The following is a 14,271-nucleotide window of genomic DNA, read 5'->3' as shown; positions in this document are numbered from 1 at the left end:
GTGCCTCAACTGCCTTGTTGAGCAAGGCCGTTGAGGTATCGGAGCCCGCGTCCGAGACCGCCTACCTGAACACCGACGGAGACCCAAGGCCATGGCGCCGAACCCACACTTCCCGTCCCGTGGCATCACTCGTCCGGTCGTGCTCCCCCTCGGTGTCGAGCCGGGCTTCTCGAAGTGAGCGCCGGCCCGGAACTCACCGGACGGCTCGCCCTCGTGACCGGGGCGGGCCGGGGAATCGGCGAGGCGGTGGTCGCGGCGCTCGTCGAGCACGGCGCCCGCGTCCTCGCCACCGACCTGGCCCCCGAGGGCGTGGCGGCCCTCGCCCACAAGTACGGCGAGCAGGTCACCGCCCGCCCGCTCGACGTCACGGACGCCGCCGCGGTCGAGGCCCTGGTCGCCGAGGCCGAGCGCACACTCGGACCGCTCGACATCGCTGTCAACGTCGCCGGGATCCTGCGGAGTTCGGACGTCGTGGATCTGACGGACGAGGACTGGGCAGCCACCTTCGCCGTCAACACGAACGGCGTGTTCCACGTCTCGCGGTCCGTCGCCCGCCGGATGGCCGGGCGCGGCCGGGGCAGTGTCGTCACCGTCGCCTCGAACGCGGCGGGGATCCCTCGCGCGGGCATGGCCGCCTACGCCGCCTCGAAGGCCGCGGCCGTGATGTTCACCAAGTGCCTTGGCCTGGAGGTGGCCTCACGGGGCGTCCGATGTAACACCGTCTCCCCGGGCTCGACCCTCACCGACATGCAACGCGCGCTGTGGACCGACTCCACCGACCAGGCGGCAGCGGCCCGGCGCGTCATCGAAGGTGACCTCGCGTCCCACCGCACGGGCATACCGCTCGGCCGGATCGCCGACCCCGACGACATCGCCGACGCTGTCGTCTTCCTCGTCTCGGACCGCGCCCGTCACATCACCATGCACGACCTGTACGTCGACGGCGGCGCCACCCTCCGGGCCTGAAACCGGCCCCTGCCCCGCCGACTCCGGTCGTGCCACCTCTCCCCACTGGAGACACCCATGTCTGCATCTCTGCACGAAGCCACCAGCCCCACGCTGGTGTCCCCCGGCGCGGCAACCGCCCTGCTCGACGCCTACCGCCCCGGCCCGGACCGGTTCCTCGCCTCCCCCCGGCACACTCTGCTCGGCCGGGGCACCGCCGCCGAAATACCCCACGACACAAGGCCGTTGGCCCTGCGGGTGCGCGAGGTCCTGGAGGCCCGGCGCCGCGCGGGCGACCTTGCTCCGATCGTCGTGGGGGCGCTGCCCTTCGCCCCGGACGCCCCAGCCTCGCTGGCCGTCCCGGAGTCCGTACGGTGGGCGCCGCCGCTTCGCGAGGACCCGCTGATCGCGCTGCCCGTGCCCGACACCGACGAGAGAACCGACTGGCAGGTGAGAGAGGTTCCGGCCGCCGCGGGGTACGGCGCGGCCGTCGCCGCCGCCGTCGAGCGGATGCGGGCCGGGGAGTTCGACAAGGTCGTCCTCGCCCGCACCCTGGAGCTCACCTCCCCGCGCGAGCCGGATCTGCCGGCCATGCTGCGCCGACTCGCGCGCCGTGACCCGGCCGGATACACCTTCGCCGTTCCCAGCGGGCCCGGCCGCACTCTCGTCGGGGCGAGTCCCGAACTCCTCGTCGCCCGTCGGGGCGGACGCCTGACCGCCAATCCGCTGGCCGGGTCCGCGCAGCGCAGCACCGATCTCGCCGAGGACGTCCGGCGCGCGGCCGCGCTTCTGGAATCCCCGAAGGACCTGCACGAGCACGCCGTCGTGGTGGCCGCCGTACGCGAGGCGCTCGCGCCGTTCTGCACCCGCCTGAAGGTGCCCGACCGGCCCACCCTGGTGCGTACGGCGGCCATGTGGCACCTGTCGACGACCGTCACCGGCGAACTCGCGGACCCCGCAGTCTCCGCCCTCGACCTGGCGTCCGCGCTGCACCCCACTCCGGCGGTGTGCGGGACGCCGACCGAGCTGGCCCGGGCCGTCATCGCCGAGCTGGAGCCCTTCGACCGCGGGCCCTACACCGGCATGGTCGGCTGGCAGAACGCGGACGGCGACGGCGAGTGGGTCGTGACGATCCGCTGCGCCGAGGCCGAGGGGCGCTCGCTGCGGCTGTTCGCGGGTGCGGGCGTGGTGGCGGCCTCCTCGCCGGAGGCCGAGACGGCTGAGACGGGCGCCAAGTTCCGTACGTTCCTCAGCGCCGTGGGGGCCGCGCTGTGACCGCCGCCCGGCCCGACCTCGCGGGAAGTGCCATCACCCCCGGTGTGGACGCCCCCACTTGGCCCGCGCAGTTCGCCGAGCGCTATCGCGCGGCGGGCTACTGGCGCGGAGAGACCTTCGGCGGCATGCTCCGCGAGCGCGCCGCCGCCCATCCCCACCGGATCGCCCTCGTAGACCCGGCGCCGGAGCGGCGCACCTGGACGTACCGCGAACTGGACGAGCGCGCCGACCGGTTGGCCGCCGGGTTCGTGGCGCGCGGGATATCCAAGGGCGACCGGGTCGTCCTGCACCTTCCGAATGTCGGCGAGTTCATCGAGGTCGTCTTCGCGCTGTTCCGGATCGGCGCGCTGCCGGTGTACGCGCTGCCCGCCCACCGCGAGACCGAGATCGGCTACTTCTGCGCCTTCACCGATGCCGTCGCCTATGTGATCCCCGACCGGCACGCGGGCTTCGACCACCGCGCCCTCGCATCGCGGGTCAAGGAACGCACGCCGAGTCTGCGGCACGTTTTCGTGGTCGGCGACCCGGGCGAGCACACGGCCCTCGCGGAAGTGCCCTGCGATCCGACCGGGCCGCTTCCCGGTCCTGAGCCGCACGAGCTGGCGTTCCTTCAGCTCTCGGGCGGCACGACGGGCGTACCGAAGCTCATCCCGCGCACCCACGACGACTATCTGTACTCGCTGTGGGGCTCCAACGAGATCTGCGGCGTCGACGCCGACACCCGTTTCCTGGTCGTACTGCCGGCCGCGCACAACTTCCCGATGAGCTCGCCCGGTTGGCTGGGCGTGCTGTACGCCGGAGGCACGGCCGTGCTGTGTCCCGCGCCGGATCCGGCGACCGCGTTCCCCCTCGTCGAGCGGGAGCGGATCACCATGACGGGTCTGGTTCCGCCGCTTGCGCTGGTGTGGACGGAGAACGGTCCGGGATCCGAACACGACCTGGCGAGCCTGGAGTTGGTGCTCGTCGGCGGTGCCAAGTACAGCGAGGAGGCGGCGCGCCGTCTGGAGCCCGCGCTGGGCTGCCGTCTGATGCAGGTCTTCGGGATGGCCGAGGGGCTCGTCAACTACACCCGGCTGGACGACGACCCGGAGACGGTTGTCACCACTCAGGGGCTGCCGATCTCCCCGGCCGACGAGATCCGCATTGTCGACGACTCCGGACTCGCCGTCGCCGAGGGGGAGTTCGGGCATCTGCTGACACGCGGCCCCTACACGATCCGCGGCTACTGGCGGGCTCCCGAGCACAACGCGACGGCCTTCACCGAGGACGGCTTCTACCGCACCGGGGACATCGTGCGCCGCAGGGCGAGCGGCCATCTCGTCGTCGAGGGCCGGGCCAAGGACCAGATCAACCGGGGCGGCGAGAAGGTCGTGCCGGAGGAGGTCGAGAACATCATCCTCGCGCACCCGTCCGTGCACGACGTGTCCGTCGTCGCGGTGGCCGACGAGTACCTAGGCGAACGCTCCCTCGCCTACGTGATCCTGCGCGAGGGAGCCGATCCGCTGAAACCCGTCGCCATCAAGCGGTTCGTCCGCGAGCGCGGCGTCGCCGCCTACAAGGTCCCCGATCTCGTCGAGTTCGTCGACGCCTTCCCGCAGACCGGGATCGGCAAGGTCAGCAAGAAGCAGCTGCGATCCACCGCCGTCGCCGAGCAGTACTGAAAGGCCCAGATCTCCCATGGCACTTCCGGCCATAGCTCCCTATCCCCTGCCGACCGAGGACGAGTTGCCCGCGAACCGGGTCGCCTGGACCGTGGATCCCGCGCGCGCCGTGCTGCTCGTCCATGACCTCCAGAACCATTTCCTCGGCGCGTTCCCGGCCGGTGAACAGCCCCTGACCGGCATGCTCGACAACACCTCCCGGCTGCTTGAGCACGCCCGCAGCCGCGCCATACCGGTCGTGTACTCGACGCAGCGGGGCGGGCAGACGCCTCGCCAGCGCGGTCTCCAGCTCGACTTCTGGGGTCCCGGGGTCGCCAACGACCCGCATGCGCTGAGCGTGCCGGACGTGGTCGCGCCGCAGCCCGGCGACCGGATGCTCACCAAGTGGAAGTACAGCGCGTTCGTGCGCACCCGGCTGGAGGAACTGCTCCGCGACGAGGACCGCGACCAGCTGATCGTCGTCGGCGTGTACGCCCACATCGGCGTCCTCATGAGTGCCTGCGACGCGTGGATGCGGGACATCCAGGCGTTCGTCGTCGCCGACGCCGTCGCCGACTTCTCCCGTGCGGACCACGACATGGCCCTGCGCTGGGCCGCGGGCCGCTGCGCGGTCGTGACCACCACCGACGCGCTTCTCAAGGAGGTCTGAGCCCCATGGCCCTCACCCTGGAGCAGATCCGCAGTGACGTCGCCGACTCCCTCGGCGAGAATCCCGCGGACATCCCCTTCGACGAGAACCTCGTGGACTACGGCCTCGACTCGGTCCGGGTCATGGCACTGCTGGAACGCTGGCGCCGGGACCACGGCGTCGACGCGGCCTTCGCCGACCTTGCCGAGCAGCCCGCCATCGAGGCCTGGGCGCCACTCCTCGGGGTCGTCTCATGACGGTCCTCCTGACGAACGACACCGGTGCCGCGGTCACCGAACTGCCGCTGACTGCGGCCCAGTCGGGCATGTGGTTCGCGCAGGCCCTCGATCCCCTGAGCCCCGCGCAGAACACCGCGGAGTGCCTGGAGATCGACGGGCCGATCGACCCGGATCTCTTCGCCGCCGCCCTGCGCCAGGTCGTCGCCGAGGCCGACGCACTGCGCGTGCGCGTCGAGGACACCCCGGACGGTCCGCGTCAACACATCGGCGCCGCCGTGGAGTTGCCGCTCACCGTGCGCGACCTGCGCGGGGCGAAGGTCGCCGAGGACCAGGCCGAGGCGTGGATGCGCGCCGATCTTGCCGAACCCTTCGACCTGGTGGCGGGGCCGCTGTTCCGGCACGCCCTCTTCCGCGTGGGCGAAGAGCGCTGGCTCTGGTACCAGAGCATCCACCACCTCGTCATGGACGGCTTCGGCTACTCGCTCCTCGTGCGGCGCACCGCCGAGGTCTATACGGCGCTCGCGCGGGGCGAGGAGCCGGGTCCGCGCACCTTCAGGTCACTCGCCGAACTCGTCGCCGCCGACGCCGAGTACCGCTCCTCGGAGTCCTTCGCGGCCGACCGCGCACACTGGTCCCAGGCGTTCGCGGACCGCCCCGAGGCGCCCCGGCTGGCGGGCCGCGGCGCACTGCCGTCGCGCACATTCCGCCGCCGTACGACCTACCTTCGGCCGGGCACCACGGAACGCCTGCGTGAACTCGCCGCCCGATCCCGCGCGACCTGGCCGGACGTACTGATCGCCGCGCAGGCCCTGTACACCTCCCGGGCAACCGCCGAGTCGGACGTCGTTCTCGGGCTGCCGATGATGGGCCGCATGGGCTCGGTCGCGTTGCGTGTGCCGGGCATGGTGATGAACGTGCTGCCGCTGCGGCTCACCGTCTCCCCCGACGCGACCTTCGCCGAGCTGGTACGGCAGGTGATCCTCGGCATCCGGGAGGTACGCCGCCACCAGCGCTACCGCTACGAGGACATCCGCCGCGACCTGGGGCTGCTCGGTGAGATGCGGGGCCTCGTCGGCCCGCTCGTCAATGTCATGCCCTTCGACTACGGCGTCGACTTCGCCGGAGCGCCGACCCGCGCGCGGAACCTGTCGGCCGGCCCGGTCGACGACATGACCATCAACATCTACGACCGCGCCGACGGCCACGGTCTGCGCATCGACCACGACGGCAACCCGGCCCTGTACGACGACGCCGAACTCGCCGCGCACCAGGAACGATTCCTGCATCTCCTGAACCGTCTCGCCAACGCCGACGCGCAACTCCCCCTCGCCGCCCACGGCATCGCGACTCCGGCCGAACACGCCCTGGTCGTGGACGAGTTCAACCACACGGGCCGCAAGCTGCCGCCGACCACACTCATCGGCCCCATCGAGTCGCGCGCCGCACGGACTCCGGACGCGACGGCGCTGGTGTACGGGGACAACTCGCTGAGCTACGCGGACCTCAACGCCCGCGCCAACCGGCTGGCCCGGCATCTGCAGACCCTCGGCGCCCGGCCGGGCGCGGTGGTGGCGGTCTCGGTGCCGCGCTCGGTGGAGCTGATCGTCTCGCTGCTCGCCGTGCTGAAGGCGGGCGCCGCCTATCTGCCGCTCGACCCCGACTACCCGGAGCAGCGGCTCACCTACATGCTCCGGGACGCGGCGCCGGTGTGCGCCGTCACCGACCGCGTGGGGCGCCTCCCCAAGGACACGGGCACCCCGCTCGTCGTCCTGGACGGGCTGGACGTGTCCACGCACTCGTGGGTGAACCCGCCTCGGGCGCTGACTCCGTCCCATCCGGCGTACGTCATCTACACCTCCGGTTCCACGGGCCGTCCCAAGGGCGTCGTCGTCTCCCACGCGGCGATCGACAACCGGCTGCGCTGGATGCAGCACGCGTACGGGCTCACGGCCGAGGACCGTGTGCTGCAGAAGACGCCGTCTTCGTTCGACGTGTCCGTGTGGGAGTTCTTCTGGCCGCTGCGCCAAGGCGCGGCGCTCGTCGTCGCCGAGCCCGGCGGTCACAAGGACCCCGGCTACCTGGCCCGGCTGATCCGCGAACAGGCCGTCACCACCTGCCACTTCGTGCCGTCGATGCTCCAGGTGTTCCTGGCCGAGGCGGACCCGGCACAGTGCGAGAGCCTGAGCCGGGTCTTCTGCAGCGGCGAGGCCCTGCCGCGCGAGACCGCGAACACCTTCGGACGCATGCTGCCCGGCGCCCGGCTGCACAACCTGTACGGGCCGACCGAAGCCGCCGTCGACGTCACCTACCACGCCTGCGTCCCGGAGGGCTCGGGCCCGGTGCCGATCGGACGGCCGGTGTGGAACACCCGGCTGTACGTGCTCGACGCGGCCTTGCGGCCCTGCCCGCCGGGGATTCCGGGCGAACTGTACTTGGCGGGCGTGCAGTTGGCGGACGGCTACCTGAACCGTGCGGAGCTGACGGCGTCCCGGTTCGTGGCCGATCCGTTCGGCGCCTCCGGCAGCCGCATGTACCGCACGGGCGACCTGGCGCGCTGGACGAAGGCGGGCGAGGTCGAGTACCTCGGCCGCACCGACCACCAGGTGAAGCTGCGCGGGCAGCGCATCGAACTCGGCGAGATCGAGGCCGCGTTGGCCGCCCAGGACGGTGTGGACGGCTCCTGCGCGCTGGTCCTCGACGACCGGCTCGTCGGGTACGTGACCGGTGGAGCCGACCCCGCGACCGTACGCGCGGCGCTGGCACGCGAGTTGCCGGACCACATGGTCCCGGCAGCGGTCGTCACCCTCGACGCCTTCCCGCTGAGCCCCAACGGCAAGCTGGACCGGCGCGAACTCCCCGCCCCGGTCTTCGTGGGCGGCGAGAGCGCCAGGCGCCCTTCGGGTCCTCGCGAGGAGGCGCTGACGCGGCTGTTCGCGGAGGTGCTCGGGGTCGGACAGGCCGGTCCCGACGACGCGTTCTTCGACCTGGGCGGCACCTCGCTGCTCGCGGTGCGGCTGGTGGCACGCGTACGGGAGGAGCTCGGGGCCGAGCTGACGATCGGCTCGCTGTTCGAGGCGCCGACCCCGGCCGCACTCGCCGCCCGGATCGACGAGGCGGGGCCGGCGTCGGGGGACGCGCTGGACGTCGTACTGCCGCTGCGCGCCGAGGGCGACCGGCGTCCGCTGTTCGCCTTCCATCCGGCGGGCGGCATCTCCTGGTGCTACGCGGGACTGTCCGCCCGGCTCGGTCCGGGACAGCCCGTGTACGGCATCCAGGCGCGTGGCCTGGTCCGAGACGAGCCGCTGCCGGGCACGCTCCAGGAGGAGGCGGCCGACTACGCCGAACAGATCCGCGAGGTCCAGGCGCACGGTCCGTACCGTCTCCTGGGCTGGTCCGTGGGCGGGATCCTCGCGCACACCGTGGCCGTGCTGCTCCAGGAGGCCGGGGAGGAGGTCGAACTCCTCGCCCTGCTCGACGCGTTCCCTGCCGAGCAGTGGCGCGAGCGGCCCGCGCCCGAGGAGGGAGACGCGCTGACCGCCGTACTGCGCATGGCGGGCTTCGACCGCACCGACGAGCGCACCAGGGACGACGTACTCGCCACCCTGCGCCGGGCGGGCAGCCCGCTCGCCGGACTCGGCGACCACACCCTGTCGCAGATCGTCGACATCGTGCCGAACCACGCGCGGATGATGCGCGAGCACCAACACCGTTTGTACGACGGCGACTTGTTGTTCTTCACGGCCGCGGCGCCGCGCGCCGAGGACTGGCTCACCCGGGAGGCATGGGGCGCGCATGTGACCGGTACCGTCGTCAATCACGACCTGGACTGCACGCACCCGCAGTTGATGCGGGACAGACACCTCGACGAGATCGCCGCGCATCTGGCGGCTCGTTTGAAGGAGCTCGACGAGGCTTACGCGGGGCGGGGATGAGCCCTCCAGCGCACCCCGCGTCAGGTGGCCGTGCCGGACAGCAACTCGACCAGTCCGCCGGCCATTTCGGTGCGCCAGCACAGGTAGTCGTGCCCGCCGTTGAACTCGCGGTAGGAGGCGTCGTCATGGCCGGCGGCGGTGAGGGTGTCGCGCAGGCGGCGGGCGGCGGGGAGGGCGACCCACTCCTGTTCACCGAAGGAGAGGCGGAAGCGCACCGGGAGGCGGGGGGCCTCGGCGATGCGCCCGGTCAGCCACTCCGGCTCCGGGCCGACGGGCCACCAGAACGAGCCCGACTGGACGAGCACGTTGCCGAAGCGGTGCGAGGCCGTGAGGCCGGCATAGGCGGCGGTGAGTCCGCCGAGGCTCTGGCCCGCGATCACCGTGCGTGCGGGATCGTCCGTGACCGGCAGCCGGTCGGCCGCCCACGGCAGCAGTTCGTCCGCGAGGAAGGCGACGAATTCCGGACGGCAGGTCAGCTCCGCCCAGCGGGTGTCCGCGTCCACCGATTCGGGCAGGACGGCGGCAAGCGGCGGGATACGGCCGTCCGCGATGAGGTTGTCGAGGAGGTGCGCGAGACCGAGCCCCGGCTGCCAGTGCTCGCCGTCGAGCAGGACCAGGACAGGCAGGTCCGCCGACTGCCTCTCGGACACCGGAGGTTCATACAGCCAGACGCGCCGCCGGCCACCAAGGAGCGCGCTTCCCACCTTGTGCTCGGTGGTCGTGCCGCGGGCTACGTCCGGCCTCGGCGTCCAGTCCAGCGCGCTGGGGGCGTCCGGGAGTTCGGCGTACGAAACGGGGCTGCCGTCCCACCGCCCGGGAAGCGCACGGGAGTTGAAGGCGTCGGAACGGCGCTGGGTGCGCAGCCATCGCCAGTACTCGGGGGTGCCAGGCACCGGCCCGTCACCCTCGTCGACGTAGAACTCGTAGGTGCCGCGCCAGTCGTGCCGCAGGCGGAGCGTCCAGTGCCAGATGTCGGTTCCGGGGGCCCGCTCCATCAGATTGCCCTCCGGGGCGCGCGGGTCGCCGAGCTTGTTGGGCAGGACCTGTACCGCACGGGTGGCGGGCGTGCCGCGCCACAGGTATGTGACGGCCACATGGTCGGCGCTGCCCAAGGGGTCGGGCGAGACGAGCGGGGTGCCGCGGCGGCGGATCCCGGCCCAGAACTCCTCGACACCTTGCGGCGCGGGCAGTGGGCAGCCCGGTTCCTCGAGTCGCGGCAGCGCGTCGGGGCGTGGCAGTCGGGGCGGGTGGTGCGGGGTGCCCTCGGGCGGCACGAACTCGAACATGCGGCTGGACTCCGGAGAAAGGGGAACTGGGCTGACTTCTTTAGGCTAGCCTAACCTAATATGACTATCCGTCACATTTCATACCCGGCTTCGCCGAGAAAGCGGCCGAGCGCCCCGGCCGTCGCGCGAGTGCGATGGCCGGGGCGCCCGATCCGCCCGTATCAGTTCGCCGTCACTTGCGGGTCCACTGCTGGTTCGCTCCCCCGTTGCACGACCACAGGTCGATCAGCGTTCCGTTGGCCGTGCCGTTGCCGATGGCATCGAGGCACAGCCCCGAGACGTTGTTGGTGACGGTGCCGTTGGAGTTGACGGTCCACTTCTGGTTGGTGCCGCCGTGGCAGTCCCAGATGACGACCCGGGTGCCGTTGGCGGTGCCGCTGTTGTAGGCGTCCAGGCACTTGTTGCCGTAGATGACGAGTTCACCGCGCGAGGTGTGGGTGAACGTCTGGTTCTGGCCTCCGCCGCAGTCCCAGAGTCCGGCTTGGGCGTTGTTGCCGATGGCGCTCTTGAAGAAGTCGAGGCAGCGCCCGGAGCCGGTGCCGACGATCGCGGTGCCGTTGGTGCCCGGGATGGCACGGATGGCCACGGCGTCGATGTCGGGTGCGGTACCCGATGCCCCGAAGGCCAGCGTGTTCGACCCCTTCGCCAGGTGGGCCAGCACGGAGACCGTGCGGTACGTGGTCGACGACCCGGTGGGCGGCAGGGCAAGCGTCTGCGTGTACTGGTCGTTGACCTGGAATGTCGCCTTGCGAGCTGCGGAACCGGAGTTGGCGTAGCTGATGTCGATCAGCTTCGTGCCGGCGTCGGCCGCGGCGACCCCGGTGAACGTCGGTGTCGTGGCCGAGGTGGTGTCCTCGTACGTCGTCCCGGAGCTCTCCGTACCGGAGACGGTGAGCAGGGCGGCTTCCCCGGCGGGCACGGAGGCGGTGTAACTCGTCGGGTGCGACCCGACGTTGGACGCCGACCACACGTCGCGCACCGCGGCCGACGCCGTGGTCAGTCCCAAGTCCTGCCAGCGGGCGGTGATGTCGGCCGCCGCGGACGTACGGTTCAGCAGCAGGACCGCTCGCTTGCCCGTGCCCGAGAGGATCTTGCTGTAGACCTGCAGCCCCGTACTGTCCTCGGCGACTTCGACGCCCTGCAGACCGCGCGCGTCCTGGTCGATCGCGATGACCTCGGAGTTGGTGAGGATCGAGGCGGTCGACGGGCTCATGGTGGCGAGGTTGTTGCCCGCGAGCAGTGGCGCGCCGGCGATCGCCCACAGGCCCATGTGGGTGCGGTTCTGCGCGGCACTCAGACCGGTCATGCCGATCGTCATCATGTCCGGGTCGTTGTAGTAGCCGGTGTGCTGGGCCGCCGGGTGCAGGGACTTGTCGAAGTTGGCGAGGATGTTGGACATGGTCGGGTTGCCCGGCCAGAAGACGATGTCGGTGCTGGTGCGCCACATGTCGCCGGTACCCGCGGCCCAGTTCCAGGGGTTGCCCGTGCCCCACTCGCACAGTGACAGCACGAGCGAGCGCCCGGTGACGGCCGTCGCGGCGGCGCTGGCCGCGCTGATCGCCTTGTATGTCGTCTCCTGATCGAGGCCCTCGGCGTCACCGCCGCACCAGTCGACCTTGACGAAGTCGAAGCCCCAGTTCTGGAAGGCCTCCAGGTCCTGCTGGTTGTGGCCCTCCATCCCGGTGTTGGGCGCGGCGGGCACGGTGTCCGGGGTCGGGTAGTAATAGCCGCACCCGTTCTTGCCGGCGTCGGTGTAGATACCGGCCTTGAGGCCCTTGCTGTGGATGTAGTCGGCGATGGCTTCCATCCCGCCGGGCCACTGCTCGGTGTCGACCGTGATGTTGCCGGCACTGTCGCGGGTACCCACCCACCAGCCCTCGTCGATGTTGACGTACTTGTAGCCCGCGGCGGCCATCCCCGACGAGACGAGGGCATCGTCCTGGGCCTTGATCGTGTCGTGGTCGATGACACTCGCGAAGCTGTTCCAGGAGGCCCAGCCCATCAGGGCGGGGCTGACGCCGATCTGGTTGGTGCTGACGGCGGCCGGTTCGGCCGCGAGCGGTGCGGCCGGGCGGCTCAGGCCCAGACCGGCCAGTCCGGATGCGGCGAGACACAGGACGGCGCACTGGAAGACCGCGCGTCTCAGAAGGCCTCTGAGCAACAGCGTGTTCGAAATAGTGGACATACGGCTCCCCTTTGAGCGGTTTGTTCGCAGAGTCGAACAAAAGTCAACGCGACTCGCGCCATATGGCAGCGCCTTGTCAGTGGCGCGTCAAGGCCCGTGACCGCACCGGCCGTTCCCGCTCGGCCCACACGCTCGGCTCGTGAACCGGAATGCGGTCGGGACGGCCTCAGACACACGCGGTAACTTCGCCTCTGAACGGCCGCGCTCGGCCGGGAAAGTTCTCAGACATCGGGAGAGAGCCCATGAACGACGGGGCTATGGTCGAAGTGGCTGCCGGGGTCCATCTGGTGCACGGCAGCAATACGAACTGGGTGATCCTGACCGAGGGCGACGCCGTCACCCTGGTCGACACGGGCTATCCCGGCGACCGGCAGGCGGTCCTGGACTCGCTGGACGCCCTCGGCCACTCCCCCGAGGCCATCACGGGCGTCCTCATCACGCACGCGCACAACGACCACCTGGGTTCGGCCGAGTACCTGAGCAGCACGTTCGGTATCCCCGTCCACCTGCACGAGGCCGAACTGCCGCACGCGCGCCGGGAGTTCCTGCACCAGGTCGGCGTCAGCCAGGTGCTGCGCCAGGCCTGGCGTCCCGGTGTCGTGCCCTGGGCGCTGCACGCCATCAAGTCGGGCGGCAAGGCGGACGTCCGTATGACCAGGCCCGAGCCGTTCCCCAAGGAGGGCGCCCTCGATCTGCCCGGCCGTCCGGTTCCGGTGCACACGCCCGGCCACACGGCGGGGCACTGTGTCTTCCACCTGCCGGACGCCGGCATCCTGATCTCCGGAGACGCCCTGGTCAGCAGCCACCCCACGTCACGGGTACAGGGTCCACAGCTTCTGCCGGCCATGTTCGACGCCGAGCGAGAAAAGGCCCGCGCGTCGCTGGCGCACATCGAGGCCCTCGACGCCGACGTCCTGCTTCCCGGGCACGGGCCCGTGCACCGCGGCCCGGTGCGCGAGGCCGCGCGGCACGCGCGGGAGCTGGCTGGCTGACGCGGTCGGGCTGGACCGCCACCAGATACGCCCGCGCGCGTCGCGGTTACGGGCCGGGAGTCGGGAGGGTGCGGGCGCCGGGGCCCTGCCTTGGACGGCTCCGCCCTGATCGCGGCCGCGCCGGCCGTCGTGGCGGTGGGGCACCGACGGAGCCTTCCCGTACGGCGGCCTGCGGAGATCCGGCCGAAAACGGCCGTCACCTCCAACGGCCCACGCTCCTAGCCGAGTTCGAGGGTGGTCACTCCGTACACACGCTCACCCGCGAACGACCTCACCGGACCCGTGTACATCCGGGCCGTGTCGAACGAAGAGGTGAGGCCGAACTCCTCGGCCAGAACGACCGCGGCCGCGTTCGTCGCGGGAATGTCGATGGCGACCTCCCGCCCTGCGGCCTCACCGGCCAGCGCGAGGAGCAACGCCCGCGCGTCCTCCGCGGTGTCGGCGAACAGCGGGCCGATGCGCAGGGCATCGCGGCCGGGGCGGATCACGCCGTACCCCGTGAGACGTCCCTCCGTCCGGCGGACAAAGGCCCGGTGGCCGTCGCCGCCCAGCCACGACTCCACGAAACGCGGCCGGTCGGCCGGGTAGCAGGCGCTGTCGTACGCCGTGACGGCCGCGAGGTCCGCCGCCTCGGCGGCCCGGACTCCGGTCGGGGTCTCACTCCGGGAGACGATTCCCCCGAAACGTGAGGTGCGGTAGGCGAGTTCGAAGCCGGACCGACGGTAGTTGTCCTGCTGCGCCACCACCCCGTCGAGCCCGACGGTCCGGTCACCGGCGTGAGCGAGGGCCGTCTTCCAGGTGATGATGCCGTATCCGCGACCGCGCAGGTCGGGGCGTACGAGGTAGAAGCCCAGGAAGGCGTAGTCGGCGCCATAGTTGACGACCGAGACGGCCGTGGCCGGTTCACCGCCGAGCCGGCCGAGGAAGAACCCCTCCGGGTCCTGCGCGAAGAAACTCACGCGGTCGGAGACCCCAGGATTCCACCCCTCGTCCGCCGCCCACTCGCAGACCACCTTCCAGTCGTCGAGCGAGGCACGCGTGACGACGAGGTCTTCCGCTCCCGGAGAGGTCATACGGGGCTCCAATTCATACAGGGGTGTGTCTGTGCGGTGGTCGGCCGCACGCGCG

The 14,271-nt window shown here is 71.3% G+C and carries 10 protein-coding genes; 7 read left to right on the top strand and 3 right to left on the bottom strand.

Annotation, left to right across the window (positions count from 1 at the left end):
* The first annotated feature begins 174 nt into the window (after nt 1-174).
* From ACFVKT_RS09220 to ACFVKT_RS09195, 6 genes are read left to right on the top strand one after another with little or no spacing between them, the layout of a single operon-like run.
* Nucleotides 175-966: a 2,3-dihydro-2,3-dihydroxybenzoate dehydrogenase gene (locus ACFVKT_RS09220; protein ID WP_385729206.1), complete on the top strand. Its 792-nt coding sequence runs from the start codon at nt 175-177 to the stop codon at nt 964-966.
* 57 nt (nt 967-1,023) lie between these two features.
* The gene (locus ACFVKT_RS09215; RefSeq protein ID WP_385729204.1) at nt 1,024-2,220 is read left to right on the top strand and encodes an isochorismate synthase; all 1,197 of its coding nucleotides are present in this window, start codon (nt 1,024-1,026) and stop codon (nt 2,218-2,220) included.
* Nucleotides 2,217-3,881: a (2,3-dihydroxybenzoyl)adenylate synthase gene (locus ACFVKT_RS09210; RefSeq protein ID WP_385729202.1), complete on the top strand. Its 1,665-nt coding sequence runs from the start codon at nt 2,217-2,219 to the stop codon at nt 3,879-3,881. The genes ACFVKT_RS09215 and ACFVKT_RS09210 overlap by 4 nt, the downstream gene beginning before the upstream one ends.
* A 16-nt stretch (nt 3,882-3,897) precedes the next feature.
* Nucleotides 3,898-4,530 carry an isochorismatase family protein gene (locus ACFVKT_RS09205; RefSeq protein ID WP_385729200.1) on the top strand — a complete coding sequence of 211 codons (633 nt, stop codon included), beginning with the start codon at nt 3,898-3,900 and terminating at the stop codon, nt 4,528-4,530.
* 5 nt (nt 4,531-4,535) lie between these two features.
* Nucleotides 4,536-4,766, top strand: a complete 231-nt coding sequence (locus ACFVKT_RS09200; RefSeq protein WP_385729198.1) for a phosphopantetheine-binding protein — start codon at nt 4,536-4,538, stop codon at nt 4,764-4,766.
* Complete coding sequence (locus ACFVKT_RS09195) at nt 4,763-8,680, top strand: amino acid adenylation domain-containing protein (protein ID WP_385729196.1); 3,918 nt, start codon at nt 4,763-4,765, stop codon at nt 8,678-8,680. The genes ACFVKT_RS09200 and ACFVKT_RS09195 overlap by 4 nt, the downstream gene beginning before the upstream one ends.
* Before the next feature lie 20 nt (nt 8,681-8,700).
* On the opposite strand, the gene fes is transcribed toward ACFVKT_RS09195, so the two are convergent.
* On the bottom strand, nt 8,701-9,966 hold the full coding sequence (gene fes / locus ACFVKT_RS09190; protein ID WP_385729194.1) for an enterochelin esterase: 1,266 nt from the start codon (nt 9,964-9,966) through the stop codon (nt 8,701-8,703).
* A 172-nt stretch (nt 9,967-10,138) separates the two neighbouring features.
* Nucleotides 10,139-12,151, bottom strand: a complete 2,013-nt coding sequence (locus ACFVKT_RS09185; RefSeq protein WP_385729192.1) for a ricin-type beta-trefoil lectin domain protein — start codon at nt 12,149-12,151, stop codon at nt 10,139-10,141.
* Between the two features lie 242 nt (nt 12,152-12,393).
* Here ACFVKT_RS09185 and ACFVKT_RS09180 point away from each other — a divergent pair, with 242 nt between their 5' ends.
* Nucleotides 12,394-13,143, top strand: a complete 750-nt coding sequence (locus ACFVKT_RS09180; RefSeq protein ID WP_385729190.1) for an MBL fold metallo-hydrolase — start codon at nt 12,394-12,396, stop codon at nt 13,141-13,143.
* A gap of 218 nt (nt 13,144-13,361) precedes the next feature.
* On the opposite strand, the gene ACFVKT_RS09175 is transcribed toward ACFVKT_RS09180, so the two are convergent.
* Complete coding sequence (locus ACFVKT_RS09175) at nt 13,362-14,216, bottom strand: GNAT family N-acetyltransferase (protein WP_385729188.1); 855 nt, start codon at nt 14,214-14,216, stop codon at nt 13,362-13,364.
* Between the last annotated feature and the right edge of the window lie 55 nt (nt 14,217-14,271).

The sequence above is a fragment of the Streptomyces sp. NPDC127595 genome (assembly GCF_042671685.1).
Lineage (GTDB): Bacteria > Actinomycetota > Actinomycetes > Streptomycetales > Streptomycetaceae > Streptomyces.
Note: the sequence above shows the minus strand (reverse complement) of the source record. Positions and strands in the feature narration are given on the sequence as shown.

Coding starts and splice junctions, on each gene's coding strand:
- ACFVKT_RS09195 (WP_385729196.1), top strand. CDS start 4,763: ATGACGGTCCTCCTGACGAACGACACCGGTGCCGCGGTCACCGAACTG.
- ACFVKT_RS09200 (WP_385729198.1), top strand. CDS start 4,536: ATGGCCCTCACCCTGGAGCAGATCCGCAGTGACGTCGCCGACTCCCTC.
- ACFVKT_RS09180 (WP_385729190.1), top strand. CDS start 12,394: ATGAACGACGGGGCTATGGTCGAAGTGGCTGCCGGGGTCCATCTGGTG.
- ACFVKT_RS09215 (WP_385729204.1), top strand. CDS start 1,024: ATGTCTGCATCTCTGCACGAAGCCACCAGCCCCACGCTGGTGTCCCCC.
- ACFVKT_RS09185 (WP_385729192.1), bottom strand. CDS start 12,151: ATGTCCACTATTTCGAACACGCTGTTGCTCAGAGGCCTTCTGAGACGC.
- ACFVKT_RS09205 (WP_385729200.1), top strand. CDS start 3,898: ATGGCACTTCCGGCCATAGCTCCCTATCCCCTGCCGACCGAGGACGAG.
- ACFVKT_RS09175 (WP_385729188.1), bottom strand. CDS start 14,216: ATGACCTCTCCGGGAGCGGAAGACCTCGTCGTCACGCGTGCCTCGCTC.
- fes (WP_385729194.1), bottom strand. CDS start 9,966: ATGTTCGAGTTCGTGCCGCCCGAGGGCACCCCGCACCACCCGCCCCGA.